This is a genomic window from Streptomyces sp. NPDC042336 (assembly GCF_055581985.1).
In genome coordinates, this window is sequence record NZ_JBVJEA010000004.1 from 355,200 (window position 1) to 369,967 (window position 14,768).

Consider the following 14,768-nt stretch of genomic DNA (forward strand, 5'->3'; position numbering starts at 1 on the left):
CGTGCGTTTCCTGAATGACATCCAGCCCTCGTACGACCTGACGTACGACGACGTGTTCATGGTGCCGAGCCGCTCCGCCGTCGGCTCCCGGCAGGGCGTGGACCTCGGCTCCCCGGACGGCACGGGCACCACGATCCCGCTCGTCGTCGCCAACATGACCGCCATCGCGGGCCGCCGGATGGCGGAGACGGTGGCCCGGCGCGGCGGGCTCGTGGTCATCCCGCAGGACATCCCGATCGAAGTCGTCACCGATGTCGTCTCCTGGGTGAAGAGCCGCCACCACGTCCTGGACACCCCGATCGTGCTGGCCCCGCACCAGACCGTCGCCGACGCGCTGTCCCTGCTGCCCAAGCGGGCGCACAACGCCGGTGTCGTCGTCGACGAGGACGGCAAGCCCGTCGGCGTGGTCACCGACACCGACCTGACCGGCGTCGACCGCTTCACCCAGCTCGAAGAGGTCATGTCCAAGGACCTGCTCCTCATCGACGCGGACCTGGACCCGCGCGAGGCCTTCAACACCCTCGACGCCGCCAACCGCCGCTACGCGCCCGCCGTGGACCAGGACGGCCGCCTCGCCGGCATCCTCACCCGCAAGGGCGCCCTGCGCGCCACCCTCTACACCCCGGCCGTCGACGCCGACGGCAAGCTCCGCATCGCCGCCGCCGTCGGCATCAACGGCGACGTGGCCGGCAAGGCCAAGCAGCTCCTCGACGCGGGCGTGGACACCCTCGTCATCGACACCGCCCACGGTCATCAGGAGTCGATGATCAGCGCCGTCAAGGTGGTGCGCGACCTCGACCCGCAGGTGCCGATCGTCGCGGGCAACATCGTCTCCGCCCAGGGCGTGCGCGATCTGATCGAGGCGGGCGCCGACATCATCAAGGTCGGTGTGGGCCCCGGCGCGATGTGCACCACCCGGATGATGACCGGCGTGGGCCGGCCGCAGTTCTCCGCCGTCCTGGAATGCGCCGCCGAGGCGAAGAAGTACGGCAAGCACGTGTGGGCCGACGGCGGCGTCCGCCACCCGCGCGACGTGGCGATGGCCCTCGCGGCCGGCGCGTCCAACGTGATGGTCGGCTCCTGGTTCGCCGGTACCTACGAGTCCCCGGGCGACCTCCAGCACGACGCCAACGGCCGCGCCTACAAGGAGTCCTTCGGCATGGCCTCCGCGCGCGCGGTGCGCAACCGCACCTCGGAGGAGTCGGCGTACGACCGGGCCCGCAAGGCGCTGTTCGAGGAGGGCATCTCCACCTCGCGCATGTTCCTGGACCCGGCCCGCCCCGGCGTCGAGGACCTGATCGACTCGATCATCGCCGGTGTCCGCTCGTCCTGCACCTACGCCGGTGCGGGCTCCCTGGAGGAGTTCGCCGAGAAGGCCGTGGTCGGCATCCAGAGCGCCGCCGGCTACGCCGAGGGCAAGCCGCTGCACGCCAGCTGGAGCTGACCCGCGCGGCGCCGGACCCGGTACCCCATCGCGTCAGGTCTGCTTGACGTCAAGCAGACCTGACGCGACGCTGGGCGCATGACGACACCCGAGAGCATCGAGCCGCAGCACACCCTGCTGACCGCCGTGGCCCGCCTCGACGAACTGCGCGCCCGCGAGTCCCTCACCGGGTTCGGCAGCGACGACGAGGCCCTGGACCGCCCCCAGCTCCTCGAACTGCTCGCCCTGAGCGAGGTGGTCGCCCGCAAGGCGGCCTACGGGCGTCAGCTCACCGTCCGCGCCGCCCGCGAGGCGGGTGCCTCCTGGTCGCAGATCGGGGCCGCTCTCGGCACCAGCAAGCAGGCCGCCTGGGAGGCGCACATGCGCTGGATCGACGCCCAGGAGGACGCTCGCGACCGGCCCGGACAGATCGGCTTCGACGCCGCGGACGCGGCCGAGGCACGGGCCGTCGCGGGCGAACCGGACGGCCACTGACCAGGCCCGATCCGCCCTCCACCGACCCTCTGGGCGCACCGCGGCACACCCCGCGCGCAACGAACATCCGCGCTGCCCCGTGGAACGCAACGATCGTGCTCGAACGCGCAAGGTTGCTGCATTACCGGGGCACCGCCCCGCTCGTAGTGTTCTGCGCTGTACGTGGCGTGGCGGGGACCCCGCTCGGTGGGTTCCCGTTCTGCACGAGCGCGCCCGCCGGTCCCCGCCGCTCCCCAGGCCCGCCGGGAGCGCGTCCGCCCACCCGGGCGGCGCGACCGGCAGCGACAAAGGAGTCAACGCGTGCTCGACCAAGGCGCACCCCCGCACCACGACACACCGGCCACCCCCACGTCCCCGGGGCCGGCCGCGCGCCTCATGCGCCGCAAGCCCGTGGAGCGCCTGGTCGCCGAGGGCGGCCAGGGCGACGGCGGCAGCCTCCGCCGCTCCCTCGGCCTCTGGCAGCTCACGATGATCAGCATCGGTGCCACCCTCGGCACCGGGATCTTCGTCGTCCTCGGCGAGGCCGTCCCCAAGGCGGGTCCGGCCGTCACGCTCTCCTTCGTCATCGCGGGCCTCACCGCGCTCTTCTCGGCCCTGTCCTACGCCGAGCTGGCCGGGACCATCCCGGTGGCCGGGTCCTCCTACTCGTACGCCTACGCCACCATGGGCGAGCTGGTCGCCTGGATCTGCGGCTGGTGCCTGGTCCTGGAGTACGGGGTGTCCGTGGCCGCCGTCGCCGTCGGCTGGGGCGAGTACCTGAACGAGCTGCTCGACGGCACCATCGGCGTCACCCTCCCGACGGCCCTGTCCGCCCCGCCCGGCGACGGCGGCATCTTCAACCTGCCCGCGCTGATCGTCGTACTCCTGGCCATGACGTTCCTGCTCGGCGGCGCACGCGAGTCCGCCCGGGCCAACACGATCATGGTCGTCGTCAAGATCGCGGCCCTGGTGCTCTTCTGCGCGATCGGCGTGCAGGGCTTCCGCTCCGGCAACTACGAGCACTTCATGCCACTCGGCATGGCCGGGGTGAGCGCGGCCGGCGCCACCCTCTTCTTCTCCTACATCGGCTTCGACGCCGCCTCCACCGCCGGTGAGGAGGCGAAGGACGCCCAGCGCGACCTGCCCCGCGCGATCATGCTGTCCCTGGTCATCGTCACGGCGCTGTACGTCCTGGTCGCGGCCGTCGCCGTCGGCGCCAGGCCCTGGCGGACCTTCACCGACTCCGAGGCGTCCCTGGCGCAGATCATGGCCGACGTCACCGGGCAGAGCTTCTGGGGCACCCTGCTGGCCTTCTGCGCGGTCGTCGCCATCGCCAGCGTCGTGCTGACCGTCCTCTACGGCCAGACCCGCGTCCTGTTCGCCATGTCCCGCGACGGACTGGTGCCCAAGGTGTTCTCCAAGGTCCACCCCAAGACCGGCGCGCCCCGCGCCAACACGCTGATCGTCTCGCTGTTCTGCGGCGTCCTGGCCGCGGCCGTCCCGCTCGGACAGCTCGCCGACGCCACCAGCATCGGCACCCTCTTCGCCTTCGCCCTGGTCAACGTCGCCGTCGTGGTGCTGCGCCGGACCCGGCCCGAGATGCGCCGCACCTTCCGGGTCCCGCTGTCGCCGGTCCTGCCCGCCCTCGGCTTCGGCTTGTGCGTCTGGATGATGGGCAGCCTGTCCACCGTCACCTGGGTGGTCTTCGGTGTCTGGATGGCCGTCGGGCTCGTGTTCTACTTCCTGTACGGCCACCGCCGCTCCCGACTCGCCGCACCGGACCCGTCCGAGGGCCGGACGCACCAGAAGTGAAGTGAACGACCCGCAGTGCTGAACGATCTCGACGAACGCATCGTGCACGCCCTCGCCGAGGACGCCCGCCGCTCCTACGCGGACATCGGGCAGTCGGTCGGCCTCTCCGCGCCCGCCGTGAAACGGCGCGTGGACCGGCTGCGCGCCACCGGAGCCATCACCGGCTTCACCGTACGGGTCGACCCCGCCGCGCTCGGCTGGGAGACCGAGGGGTTCGTCGAGATCCACTGCCGCCGCAACACCTCGCCGGAGACCATCCAGCGGGGCCTGGAGCGCTACCAGGAGGTCGTGGCCGCGTCCACCGTCACCGGCGACGCGGACGCGGTCGCCCAGGTCTTCGCCTCCGACATGCGGCACTTCGAGCGGGTCCTGGAGCGGATCGCCGGGGAGCCGTTCGTGGAACGGACCAAGTCCGTCCTGGTGCTCTCGCCGCTGCTGCGGCGCTTCTCGTCGGGCTCGCCCGCGTAATCCCATGGGCTAGACGCCGTGTGCCGTCTAACATCGGTGCCATGACCTGGCGACATTGATCCACCCGCGCCACCCGTAGCGCCTCCTCCCGAGGGCCGCCCCGGACGCCGTACCTCCGGTGTCCGATCCGCCCCCTCGGGAAGGCCTCATGACCGTCTCACCCTCACCCTCGCCCTCGCGTGCGGCAACCGCGCCCGCCGGCACCCGCCGCCTCGTGCGCACGCTGTACGCCTCCGCGTTCTGCGACGAGTTCGTCCTGCTCTACCCGGTGTACGCGCTGCTGTTCGCCGACACCGGTCTGTCCGTCTGGCAGACGGCCTCGCTGTTCGCCCTGTGGTCGCTGACCGGCGTGCTGCTGGAGGTGCCCTCCGGCGCCTGGGCCGACGCCGTCTCCCGGCGGCTGCTGCTGATCCTCGGCCCCCTGCTCACCGCGGCCGGCTTCGCCCTGTGGGTGCTCCTGCCCTCCTACGGCGCCTTCGCCCTCGGCTTCGTGCTGTGGGGCGCCGGCGGCGCGCTCGGCTCGGGCGCGCTGGAGGCGCTGGTCTACGACGAGCTCGACCGGGCCGGCGCGGCCGGCCAGTACGCCCGCGTCATGGGCCGGGCCCGGGCGATCGGCATCGCCGCGACCATGTCCGCCATGGGCCTGGCCGGTCCGGTGTTCGCCTGGGGCGGCTACGACGCGGTGGGCGCGGCGAGTGTGCTCGCCTGCCTGACCGCGGCGGCGGTGGCGACCCGGTTCCCCGAGCACCGCACACCCTCCGGTGACGGCGAGCGCTGGTCCGCGACCCTGCGCGCCGGACTCGCCGACGCCCGCGCCGACCGGTCCGTGCGCGGCGCGCTGCTCCTCGTACCGGCCGTGACGGCCGTGTGGGGCGCGCTCGACGAGTACACGCCGCTGCTGGCGCGCGACACCGGTGTGGCGCCCGAGACCGTGCCCTGGCTGCTGCTGGTGATCTGGGCCGGCGCCACGACCGGCGGCCTCCTGGCCGGTGCGGCGGAGCGCCTGACCACCCACGGGTTCGCCGCCCTGCTCACCGGGTCCGCGCTCGCCCTGGCCGTGGGCGGCCTGTCCGGCACACCGGCCGCCCTGGTTCTGGTGGCGGTCGCCTTCGGCGGTTTCCAGCTGGCCACCGTGCTGGCCGACGCCCGCCTCCAGCAGCGTATCGACGACACCGGGCGGGCCACCCTGACCTCGGTCGCGGGCCTCGGCACCGAGGTGGGCAACCTCGCCACCTACGGCGCATACGCGGCGGCGGCCACGGCATGGGGCCACGACACCGCCTTCGCGCTGTCCGCGGTGCCGTACCTCCTGACGGCGCTGGTGCTGGCCGGTGCCGTGCGGGCCACGACCGCGGCCGCCAGGGCACGACGTCGAAGCCGCCGGCCGCCTTCCTGACTTCCCGAAGAGCGCATCCCTACCCCATCGGAGGGGTCGGAGTCGGCCACGTCGCCCCGGGGGCCGGGCAGCGCGCGCACCGGACAACGGGGCCCGCCGGAGGGGGGCGCAACGAATCGCCGTGGGGAGCCGGGCGCACGCAACGATCCGCTCACCGGCGCGCAACAGGTCCGTCTTGTCCGGCCGGGCCCGCCGACCGTACCGTCTATCTGGCCCCCGACCCCCCTTCCTTCCGGTGAGGAACACGCATGCGCACCGCCCTGCTCCAGAGCTCCGGCCGCCCCGGCTCCACCGCCGAGAACCTCAAGATCCTCGACGAGGCCGCGGGCCGGGCCGCCGCCGCGGGCGCCGCACTGCTCGTCACCTCCGAGCTGTTCCTGACCGGGTACGCCATCGGCGACGCCGTCGGCGCCCTCGCCGAGCCCGCCGACGGCGACTCGGCCGACGCGGTCGCGGAGATCACCGGGCGCCACGGCCTCGCGATCGCCTACGGCTACCCGGAGCGGGAAGGTGAGAGCGTCTACAACTCGGTGCAGCTGATCTCCACCGACGGCACCCGCCTGGCCGGCTACCGCAAGACCCACCTCTTCGGCTGCTTCGAGCGCGACCACTTCACGCCGGGCGAGCTGCCCGTCGTGCAGGCACGGCTCGACGGCGTCACCGTCGGCCTGATGATCTGCTACGACGTGGAGTTCCCGGAGAACGTCCGCGCCCACGCCCTGGCCGGCACCGACCTGCTGCTCGTCCCGACCGCGCAGATGCACCCGTTCCAGTTCGTCGCCGAGTCGGTCGTGCCGGTGCGGGCCTTCGAGAACCAGCTGTACATCGCGTACGTCAACCGCGTCGGCAAGGAGGGCGAGTTCGACTTCGTCGGCCTGTCCACCCTCGCGGGGCCCGACGGCATCGCCCGAGCCCGTGCCGGGCGAGCCGAGGAACTGGTCCTCGCCGACGCCGACCCGGCCTTCCTGGCCGCCTCGCGCGAGGCCAACCCGTACCTGGAGGACCGCCGCCCCGGCCTCTACGGCGCCCTCGCCTGAGCCCGGGACCGCGCCTCCCGCCCCTCCGTTCCACCCGTGCAAGGAGTCCGTACCCCATGACGTCCACCGTGCCCAACGCGATCGAGCACGCAGACGAGCAGCAGCCGCCGATCACCATGTTCGGGCCGGACTTCCCGTACGCGTACGACGACTTCCTCGCCCACCCCGCCGGACTCGGCCAGATACCGGCGACCGCGCACGGCACCGAGGTCGCGGTCATCGGCGGCGGACTGTCCGGCATCGTGGCCGCCTACGAGCTGATGAAGATGGGCCTGAGGCCCGTCGTCTACGAGGCCGACCGGATCGGCGGCCGGCTGCGGACCGTGGGCTTCGACGGCTGCGACCCCTCGCTGACCGCCGAGATGGGCGCGATGCGCTTCCCGCCGTCCTCCACCGCCCTGCAGCACTACATCGACCTGGTGGGCCTGGAGACCCGGGCCTTCCCCAACCCGCTGGCCGAGGCGACCCCCTCGACCGTCGTCGACCTCAAGGGCGAGTCGCACTACGCCGAGACCCTCGACGACCTGCCGCAGGTCTACCGGGACGTGGCCGGGGCCTGGGCGAAGTGCCTCGAAGAGGGCGCCGACTTCTCCGACATGAACCGCGCCCTGCGCGAGCGCGACGTGCCCCGCATCCGCGAGATCTGGGCGAAGCTGGTCGAGAAGCTCGACAACCAGACCTTCTACGGCTTCCTGTGCGACTCCGAGGCCTTCAAGTCCTTCCGGCACCGCGAGATCTTCGGCCAGGTCGGCTTCGGCACCGGCGGCTGGGACACCGACTTCCCCAACTCCATCCTGGAGATCCTCCGCGTCGTCTACACCGAGGCCGACGACCACCACCGCGGCATCGTCGGCGGCTCCCAGCAGCTGCCGCTCCGGCTCTGGGAGCGCGAGCCCGAGAAGATCGTCCACTGGCCGCACGGCACCTCGCTGAAGTCCCTCCACGTGGACGGCGAGCCCCGCCCCGCCGTGACCCGGCTGAACCGCACCGCCGGCAACCGCATCACCGTCACCGACGCCGACGGCGACATCCGCACGTACCAGGCGGCGATCTTCACCGCCCAGTCCTGGATGCTGCTCTCGAAGATCGCCTGCGACGACTCGCTCTTCCCCATCGACCACTGGACCGCGATCGAGCGCACCCACTACATGGAGAGCTCCAAGCTCTTCGTGCCCGTCGACCGGCCCTTCTGGCTGGACAAGGCCGTCGACGACAGGGGAAATCCGACCGGCCGGGACGTCATGTCGATGACACTCACCGACCGCATGACCCGCGGCACCTACCTGCTCGACGACGGCCCGGACCGGCCCGCCGTCATCTGCCTCTCCTACACCTGGTGCGACGACAGCCTGAAGTGGCTGCCGCTGTCCGCGAACGAGCGGATGGAGGTCATGCTGAAGTCGCTCGGCGAGATCTACCCGAAGGTCGACATCAGGAAGCACATCATCGGCAACCCGGTGACGGTCTCCTGGGAGAACGAGCCCTACTTCATGGGCGCGTTCAAGGCCAACCTGCCCGGTCACTACCGCTACCAGCGCCGCCTGTTCACCCACTTCATGCAGGAGGAGCTGCCCGAGGACAAGCGGGGCATCTTCCTCGCCGGCGACGACATCTCCTGGACGGCTGGCTGGGCCGAGGGCGCCGTCCAGACCGCGCTGAACGCGGTCTGGGGCGTCATGCACCACCTCGGCGGCGAGACCGACCCGACCAACCCCGGCCCCGGCGACCTGTACGAGGAGATCGCACCGGTCGAGCTCCCCGAGGACTGAAGGGGATCTCCGGCGGAGGCCTAGATCCCGGCCGCCCTCGCCTTCTCGTAGACCTGGGCGGCGACGTCCTTGAGCTCCTCGGCGTCACGCGTGGTGCTCTGCACGTCGATGAGGATCTCGTCCAGGCCGATCTCGGCGTGCGCGGCGAGGTCCTCGACGATCTGGTCGACGCCGCCCTGGAAGGGCCGCCGGTCGGAGCCTTCGTAATTCGACTCGCTGTAGCGGGTGTTGACCCGCAGCACCGTGCGGATCGGCTCCGTACGGCCCCGCTCGGCGGCCAGCTCCCGCAGCTCCCGCAACTGCCGGGCGACGGTCTCGGCGCCGATACCGGTCGGCAGCCAGCCGTCGGCGTGGTCGACCAGACGGCGCCGGGCCCGGCCGCTGTCGCCCGCCGCCAGCAGGACGGGGATCGGCCGGGCGGGTTTGGGGCCGACCACGGCGGACGCGATCTTCGTGACCTCGCCGTCGTACACCACCGGGTCCGGACCCCACACCGCCCGGCACACCCCGATCAGTTCGTCGAGGGCGGCGCCGCGCTCGGCGAACGGCCGCACCGACGCCGCCGCGTACTCGTCGTGGGACCAGCCGGTGCCGAAGCCCGCCACCACCCGGCCGCCGCTCGCCGCGTCCAGCGAGGCCAGCGCCTTGGCCAGCTGGAAGGGCACGTGCAGCGGGGCGACCAGCACGCTCGTGCCCAGCCGGGCCCGCTCGGTGACCGCGGCGGCGAGCGTGAGGGTGACCAGCGGCTCCGCCACGCCCCGGTACGTGTCCGGCCAGGGCAGGCCCTCGACGCCGTACAGCCCCTGGGTGGCGGGCTCCGGGAACAGGGCGCGCTCGAACACCCACAGGCTCTCGTAGCCCGTCCGTTCCGCCGCGCGGGCCACGTCGGGGACGTCCTTGCCGATGTCGTACTGCCGCATCTGGGGGAGGCCGAGTCCGAGCCGGGTCGTCATGCCGGGTGCTCCTTCGCCGTCGAGGTGCGATGTGCGATGTGCCCTTGGTTCCAACCGGTTTCAACGTACAGCGATCGCGCGGGGGTTCGGGGCGCACACACGGCGGGAACCGGCCGGATCAGTCCGGCAGCGGGGTGAGCAGCATGCGGCCCGCGAAGCCCACCGCGGCGTCCAGCCGCTCCGTGAACTCCCCGGCCACGTCCGGCAGCCTGCGCAGTGCCCACAGCGCGCGGGCCGCGGCCCAGGTGGCCTCGCGGGCGCGCTCCAGGCTCCAGGAGCCGAGCAGATGGGTCAGCGGATCGGCGATCTGGAGGAGATCGGGACCCGGCATCAGCTCGTCGCGGATGCGCTCCTCCAGCGAGACGAGGAGATCGCCCACGCGGTCGAACTCGTCCTCCAGCTCGACGGGTTCGCAGCCGAGCGTACGACAGGTGTCCACCACGGCCAGCGCGAGGTCGTGGCCGATGTGCGCGTTGATGCCCGCCAGCGCGAACTGCAGCGGCCGTACCCCGGGATGGCGCCGGAACTGGAACAGGGGACGCCAGCACGCGGGCGGACGGCGGTCCTCCTCCGCCGCGTCCACGGCGGCCAGGTAACGCTCGGCGAACCGCACGTCCAGCGCGGTCGCGGCCGAGGCGTCCGCGAACCGGCCGCCGTCGATGTGCCGGTCGACGGCCTCCGTGACGGCCAGGTAGACGCGGTTGAAGACGGCCACTCCGTCCCGGGCCGGCAGCGCCGTGTCGAGCGCGCGCATCCGGGACAGGACGCAGTCCACCGTCAAGGCGGCCGTCGGGACTTGCTCGCAGTGCGCCATGGCGGCAGCGTCGCAGCTTTAGGCTGACGGCTGTGCCGGCGGGCCCGAGGCTTCCCCAGAACGGGGGAACGCGCCCGCCGCGCGGGGGAGGGGGACCGTACGTGTCAGGCCGTCGTGCCCGGCGCCGGGCCGCTCGCAGGGCGGAGCGCGGACGTGCCGCCGGCCGCGGTGCGATGGTCGTCGCGGCGTTTGTGGTCGTCGCGGTGGGGACCGCCGCCGGGCTGCTCACCGCGCTCGGCGACCAGGACGGCGGCGCCGGCGACGCCGCCCGCCCGCGGGCGACCGACTCGGTGCCGCCGGACGCCCTGCCCGCCTCGCCGTCCCCGGCCAGGTCCCCGTCGGCGTCGCCGCCGCCCTCCGCGGCGCCGTCCTCGACCGCCGGGAAGCCCACTCCCGCCCCCGCGCCGAAGCGGACCTACGCGCGGGAGGAGCCCCGGACCACGGCCGCCCGGCTCTACCGGCACCCCGACTCCCAGGTCGCCGACTGGGTCCGGGCCCACCCCGGCGACCCGCGCCAGGACGTCATCGCGTCCCGCATCGCCGGGCACCCGGCCGCCGTCTGGTTCACCGACCACACGCCGGCCACCCTCACCTCCCGGGTCCGGGCCGTCACCTCCGCGGGCGCCGCCCAGGGCCGGGTGCCGGTCCTCGTGCCGTACGCGATACCCGACCGCGACTGCGGCGGCCACTCCGAGGGGGGCGCGCCCGACCTGGACGCCTACGACGCCTGGATCGACCGGTTCGCCGCCGGGCTGGGCTCGGGTGAGGTGATCGTCGTGCTGGAACCCGACTCGGTCGCCCAGGCCGAGTGCCTGTCGGCCGGTGAGCGCGCCGCCCGCTTCGCCTCCCTGGCCCGGGCGGGCCGGGTGATGAAGGACGCCGACCCGCAGGCCCGGGTCTACTTCGACGCGGGCCACTCCGGCTGGCACGCGCCCGCCGAGCAGGCGGCCTGGCTGAAACAGGCCGGTGCCGCCTCGGCCGACTCCTCCGACGGCGTCTTCAGCAACGTCTCCAACTTCCACACCACCGCCGACGAGGTCGCCTACGACCGCGCGGTCCTCGACGCGCTCGGCGGCCCGGCGAGCCTCGGCGCCGTCATCGACACCAGCCGCAACGGCAACGGCGCCCCGCCCGACGGGCAGTGGTGCGACCCGGCCGGCCGCAAGCTCGGGCGCGCGCCCACCCTCACCACCGGCATGGGACGCATCGACGCCTACCTGTGGGTCAAGCTGCCCGGGGAGTCGGACGGCTGCCGGGGCGAGCCGGGGACGTTCACCCCGTCGTACGCCTACGACCTCGCGCGCTGAGCACCCCCGTCGCCCTCCCCCTCGGACTGCGCGTCGTACGACGACGTGCCCTCGTCGAGGAGCGGCTGCTGCGTCTTGAGGTGGGCCGGGGCGAAGGCGCGCAGCGCGTGGTAGCCGGTGATGACGACCAGGGTGCCGAGCGCGATGCCGCTGAGGGAGAAGGTGTCGGTGAACTCCATGCTGACGTTGCCGACGCCGATGATGATGCCCGCGGCGGCCGGCACCAGGTTCAGCGGGTTGCGCATGTCCACCTTGGCGTTGATCCAGATCTGCGCGCCGAGCAGGCCGATCATGCCGTAGAGGATGACGGTGATGCCGCCGAGCACGCCGCCGGGGATCGCGGCGACGACCGCGCCGAACTTCGGGCAGAGGCCGAACAGCAGGGCGAAGCCCGCCGCGGCCCAGTAGGCGGCCGTCGAGTAGACCCGGGTCGCGGCCATCACGCCGATGTTCTCGGAGTACGTGGTGTTGGGCGGGCCGCCGACCGCGGTGGAGAGCACCGAGCCGATGCCGTCGGCGGAGATCGCCGTACCGAGCCTGTCGTCGAGGTTGTCGCCGGTCATCTCGCCGACCGCCTTGACGTGCCCGGCGTTCTCCGCGATCAGGGCGATGACGACCGGCAGGGCGACCAGGATCGCCGACCACTCGAAGCTCGGCCCGTGGAAGGCCGGCAGCCCGATCCAGTCGGCGTGGCCGACGGCGGAGAAGTCCAGCCGCCAGTGGTCGGTGAGCTTGCCGCTGCCGTCCACGGAGTGAATCTTCCCGAAGATCCGGTCCAGGGCCCAGGACAGGACGTACCCGAAGACCAGCCCCAGGAAGATCGCGATCCGGGACCAGAAGCCGCGCAGGCACACCACGGCCAGGCCGGTGAAGAGCATCACCAGGAGGGCCGTCCACTGGTCCTGCGGCCAGTAGGTGGACGCGGTGACCGGGGCCAGGTTGAAGCCGATCAGCATGACCACCGCGCCGGTGACGACCGGCGGCATCGCGGCGTGGATGATCCGCGCCCCGAATCGCTGCACGGCCAGCCCCACCAGGAACAGGGCGACGCCGACGACGAGGACCGCGCCGGTCACCGTGGCGCTGGTGCCGCCCTGGGCCCGGATCACCGCGGCGACGCCGACGAAGGAGAGCGAGCAGCCGAGGTAGCTGGGCACCCGGCCGCGGGTGGCGAGCAGGAAGATGACGGTCGCCACGCCCGACATCATGATCGCGAGGTTGGGGTCGAGGCCCATCAGGACCGGAGCCACGAAGGACGCCCCGAACATGGCCACCACGTGCTGGGCGCCCAGCCCGGCCGTGCGGGGCCACGAGAGCCGTTCGTCGGGGCGGACCACCGCTCCGGGGGCGGGCACCTTGCCGTCCCCGTGCAGCTTCCAGCGCACGCCGAGGTCCATGGTGAGGTTTCGCTTTCTTCGTACCGAGGTCTGTCCGGACCATTGTCAGGGGTGCCCGGCCGTGCGGTTGACCTGCACCCTTCCCCGAGGGGTGTCCTGAGCGTCCGCTTAGGATGGTGTCGGCCCCCGTACGCCGACACCACACGTACCACCACGCACCACCCAGGAGCCCGCCGTGACCGCCGAAGCGCCCGCCGCCCCCGTCCCGCCCGCCGTCTCCCACGGCAGGCTCGTCCCCGTCACCGTCCACTTCGACGACCTGGACGCGCTCGGGCTGCTGCACAACGCCCGCTACCCGGTGATGGTGGAGCGGGCCTGGACGGAGCTGTGGGCCGGGTACGGCGTCCGCTTCGAAGGCGACTGGGCGGCGGCCGGCGACGCCTGCAACGCGGTCAGGGAACTGACGATCGGCTACGAGGCGCCGGTCACCCGGCCGGGCGCGTACGCCGTCCACCTGTGGCTGGAGCGGCTCGGCACCACCGGGCTGACCTACGGCTTCCGGTTCTGCTCGGCGGACGGCGCCACCACCTACGCCCGCGGCACCCGGGTGCTGGTCCGGCTGGACTCCGAGACGCTGCGCCCGGCGCCGTGGAGCGAGGCGTTCAGGACTGCCGGTCGGGCACTTCTGCGACCGGCGGACTGATCTTCGGGCGGTTGCGGTCCCCGGACCGCAGCACCCGCGCGAACACCACCAGGCAGCAGGCCAGCAGGGTCACCAGACCGAACGACACCACCAGACTCGTCGCCTGGGCCAGACCGCCGATCGCGCTCGGCGCGACCAGGCCCGAGGTGTACGTGATGGTGGCGACACCCGCGATGGCCAGGCTCGGATTGGAGCCGGCCCGGCCGGCCGCGGCGAAGCACAGCGGGACGACCACGGCGATGCCGAGGCCCATCAGCGCGAAGCCGGTCATCGCCACCGCCGGATGGCCGCCGGCCACGACGAGCAGACCGCCGAGGGTGGCCAGCACACCGCTCACCCGCACGGTGCGCACCGCGCCGAACCGGTCCACCACCTTGTCCCCGGCGAGCCGGGCCAGTGCCATCGTCAGTGTGAAGCCGGTCGTGCAGGCCGCGGCCAGACCGGCCGAGGTCTCCAACTCGTCCCGCAGGTAGACCGCGGACCAGTCCAGGCTCGCGCCCTCCGCGAACACCGCGCAGAACCCGACCGCGCCGATCAGCAGCGCCGACCTGGGCGGCAGCGCGAAGCGCGGCGGCGGGTCCTCGTCCTCGGCGGGCTGGAGGTCCAGGACCCAGGTGCAGGCGACCAGGCCCGTCACGGTCAGCACCGCGGCGGCCAGGAGGTGGTGCGTCCGGGCGTCCGTGCCCAGGTGTGCGGCGAGCGTGCCGGCCGCCGATCCGATCAGCGCGCCCGTGCTCCACATGCCGTGCAGCCCGGACATGATCGACTTGTCGAGACGGTTCTCGATCTCGACGCCGAGCGCGTTCATCGCCACGTCCGACATGCCCGCCGTGGCGCCGTAGACGAACAGGGCGAGGCACAGGGTGAGCAGGTTCGGGGCGAGGGAGGGCAGGACCAGCGCCAGCGTCCACAGGGCCAGCAGGCCGCGCAGGGCGGTACGGGCGCCGAAGCGGTGACTGACGCTCCCGGCCAGCGGCATGGCGAGGGACGCGCCGAGCGCCGGGAAGGCGAGCGCCAGCCCCAACTGGCCCGCGCTCACGTCGGCGTGGTCCTGGATCCACGGCACGCGGGTCGCGAAGGAGCCGGTGACGGAGCCGTGCACGGCGAACACGGCCGCCACGGCGTACCGGGCGCGCTTCACCTCGCGTCGCCCGTAGGTCCCTGTGCTCATGGTCCACCCCTCCGTGTCCGTCAATCCGCGGCGTAAACTATCAGGGAGCCTGCCTGATAGATAGTGGGTTACCGGCGTGGGCCGCCGCGCCGCCGATCTGGAAG

At 72.9% G+C, this 14,768-nt stretch carries 13 protein-coding genes; 9 read left to right on the forward strand and 4 right to left on the reverse strand.

Translation table 11 applies throughout. The annotated features are described in order from the left end of the window. Position 1 precedes the first annotated feature (1 nt). The 7 genes from ACZ6IM_RS12525 (at position 2) to ACZ6IM_RS12555 (ending at position 8,379) form a co-directional block, all read left to right on the forward strand. Positions 2-1,444, forward strand: coding sequence for a GuaB1 family IMP dehydrogenase-related protein (locus ACZ6IM_RS12525; protein WP_052837989.1), 1,443 nt, complete (start codon positions 2-4; stop codon positions 1,442-1,444). Positions 1,445-1,522: 78 nt separating this feature from the next. Beyond that, the gene (locus ACZ6IM_RS12530) at positions 1,523-1,918 is read left to right on the forward strand and encodes a hypothetical protein (RefSeq protein WP_469556292.1); all 396 of its coding nucleotides are present in this window, start codon (positions 1,523-1,525) and stop codon (positions 1,916-1,918) included. Between the two features lie 300 nt (positions 1,919-2,218). After that, positions 2,219-3,709, forward strand: coding sequence for an amino acid permease (locus ACZ6IM_RS12535; protein WP_469556295.1), 1,491 nt, complete (start codon positions 2,219-2,221; stop codon positions 3,707-3,709). Positions 3,710-3,724: 15 nt separating this feature from the next. Beyond that, entirely contained in the window at positions 3,725-4,177 is a 453-nt protein-coding gene (locus tag ACZ6IM_RS12540) for an Lrp/AsnC family transcriptional regulator (RefSeq protein ID WP_052837896.1), read from the forward strand. Positions 4,178-4,325: 148 nt separating this feature from the next. Further along, a complete protein-coding gene (locus ACZ6IM_RS12545; RefSeq protein WP_052837897.1) occupies positions 4,326-5,573 on the forward strand; it encodes an MFS transporter in 1,248 nt (415 codons plus the stop codon). 248 nt (positions 5,574-5,821) lie between these two features. Continuing rightward, positions 5,822-6,610: a carbon-nitrogen hydrolase family protein gene (locus ACZ6IM_RS12550; protein WP_469556299.1), complete on the forward strand. Its 789-nt coding sequence runs from the start codon at positions 5,822-5,824 to the stop codon at positions 6,608-6,610. Positions 6,611-6,666: 56 nt separating this feature from the next. After that, positions 6,667-8,379, forward strand: coding sequence for a flavin monoamine oxidase family protein (locus ACZ6IM_RS12555; protein WP_052837899.1), 1,713 nt, complete (start codon positions 6,667-6,669; stop codon positions 8,377-8,379). 20 nt (positions 8,380-8,399) lie between these two features. Here ACZ6IM_RS12555 and ACZ6IM_RS12560 read toward each other — a convergent pair whose 3' ends face one another. Together ACZ6IM_RS12560 and ACZ6IM_RS12565 are read right to left on the reverse strand one after the other, a co-directional pair. Beyond that, entirely contained in the window at positions 8,400-9,332 is a 933-nt protein-coding gene (locus ACZ6IM_RS12560; protein ID WP_469556300.1) for an LLM class F420-dependent oxidoreductase, read from the reverse strand. A gap of 118 nt (positions 9,333-9,450) precedes the next feature. Continuing rightward, the gene (locus ACZ6IM_RS12565; RefSeq protein WP_469556302.1) at positions 9,451-10,146 is read right to left on the reverse strand and encodes a DUF5995 family protein; all 696 of its coding nucleotides are present in this window, start codon (positions 10,144-10,146) and stop codon (positions 9,451-9,453) included. Positions 10,147-10,319: 173 nt separating this feature from the next. On the opposite strand from ACZ6IM_RS12565, the gene ACZ6IM_RS12570 reads away from it, so the two are divergent. After that, positions 10,320-11,453 carry a glycoside hydrolase family 6 protein gene (locus tag ACZ6IM_RS12570; RefSeq protein ID WP_469556425.1) on the forward strand — a complete coding sequence of 378 codons (1,134 nt, stop codon included), beginning with the start codon at positions 10,320-10,322 and terminating at the stop codon, positions 11,451-11,453. Here the strand turns inward: ACZ6IM_RS12570 and ACZ6IM_RS12575 are convergent. Then, entirely contained in the window at positions 11,435-12,850 is a 1,416-nt protein-coding gene (locus tag ACZ6IM_RS12575) for a uracil-xanthine permease family protein (protein WP_052837915.1), read from the reverse strand. The genes ACZ6IM_RS12570 and ACZ6IM_RS12575 overlap by 19 nt on opposite strands. A gap of 175 nt (positions 12,851-13,025) precedes the next feature. Between ACZ6IM_RS12575 and ACZ6IM_RS12580 the strand changes: the two genes are divergently transcribed. Next, complete coding sequence (locus ACZ6IM_RS12580) at positions 13,026-13,493, forward strand: acyl-CoA thioesterase (protein WP_052837916.1); 468 nt, start codon at positions 13,026-13,028, stop codon at positions 13,491-13,493. Here ACZ6IM_RS12580 and ACZ6IM_RS12585 read toward each other — a convergent pair. Beyond that, positions 13,453-14,664: an MFS transporter gene (locus tag ACZ6IM_RS12585; RefSeq protein ID WP_052837917.1), complete on the reverse strand. Its 1,212-nt coding sequence runs from the start codon at positions 14,662-14,664 to the stop codon at positions 13,453-13,455. The two genes, ACZ6IM_RS12580 and ACZ6IM_RS12585, sit on opposite strands and share 41 nt — an antisense overlap. Positions 14,665-14,768 lie beyond the last annotated feature (104 nt).

Excerpts from the sequence above, each read along its gene's own strand:
- ACZ6IM_RS12530 (WP_469556292.1), top strand. The coding sequence starts at position 1,523 with ATGACGACACCCGAGAGCATCGAGCCGCAGCACACCCTGCTGACCGCC.
- ACZ6IM_RS12545 (WP_052837897.1), top strand. The coding sequence starts at position 4,326 with ATGACCGTCTCACCCTCACCCTCGCCCTCGCGTGCGGCAACCGCGCCC.
- ACZ6IM_RS12550 (WP_469556299.1), top strand. The coding sequence starts at position 5,822 with ATGCGCACCGCCCTGCTCCAGAGCTCCGGCCGCCCCGGCTCCACCGCC.
- ACZ6IM_RS12555 (WP_052837899.1), top strand. The coding sequence starts at position 6,667 with ATGACGTCCACCGTGCCCAACGCGATCGAGCACGCAGACGAGCAGCAG.
- ACZ6IM_RS12560 (WP_469556300.1), bottom strand. The coding sequence starts at position 9,332 with ATGACGACCCGGCTCGGACTCGGCCTCCCCCAGATGCGGCAGTACGAC.
- ACZ6IM_RS12565 (WP_469556302.1), bottom strand. The coding sequence starts at position 10,146 with ATGGCGCACTGCGAGCAAGTCCCGACGGCCGCCTTGACGGTGGACTGC.
- ACZ6IM_RS12570 (WP_469556425.1), top strand. The coding sequence starts at position 10,320 with ATGGTCGTCGCGGCGTTTGTGGTCGTCGCGGTGGGGACCGCCGCCGGG.
- ACZ6IM_RS12575 (WP_052837915.1), bottom strand. The coding sequence starts at position 12,850 with ATGGACCTCGGCGTGCGCTGGAAGCTGCACGGGGACGGCAAGGTGCCC.
- ACZ6IM_RS12585 (WP_052837917.1), bottom strand. The coding sequence starts at position 14,664 with ATGAGCACAGGGACCTACGGGCGACGCGAGGTGAAGCGCGCCCGGTAC.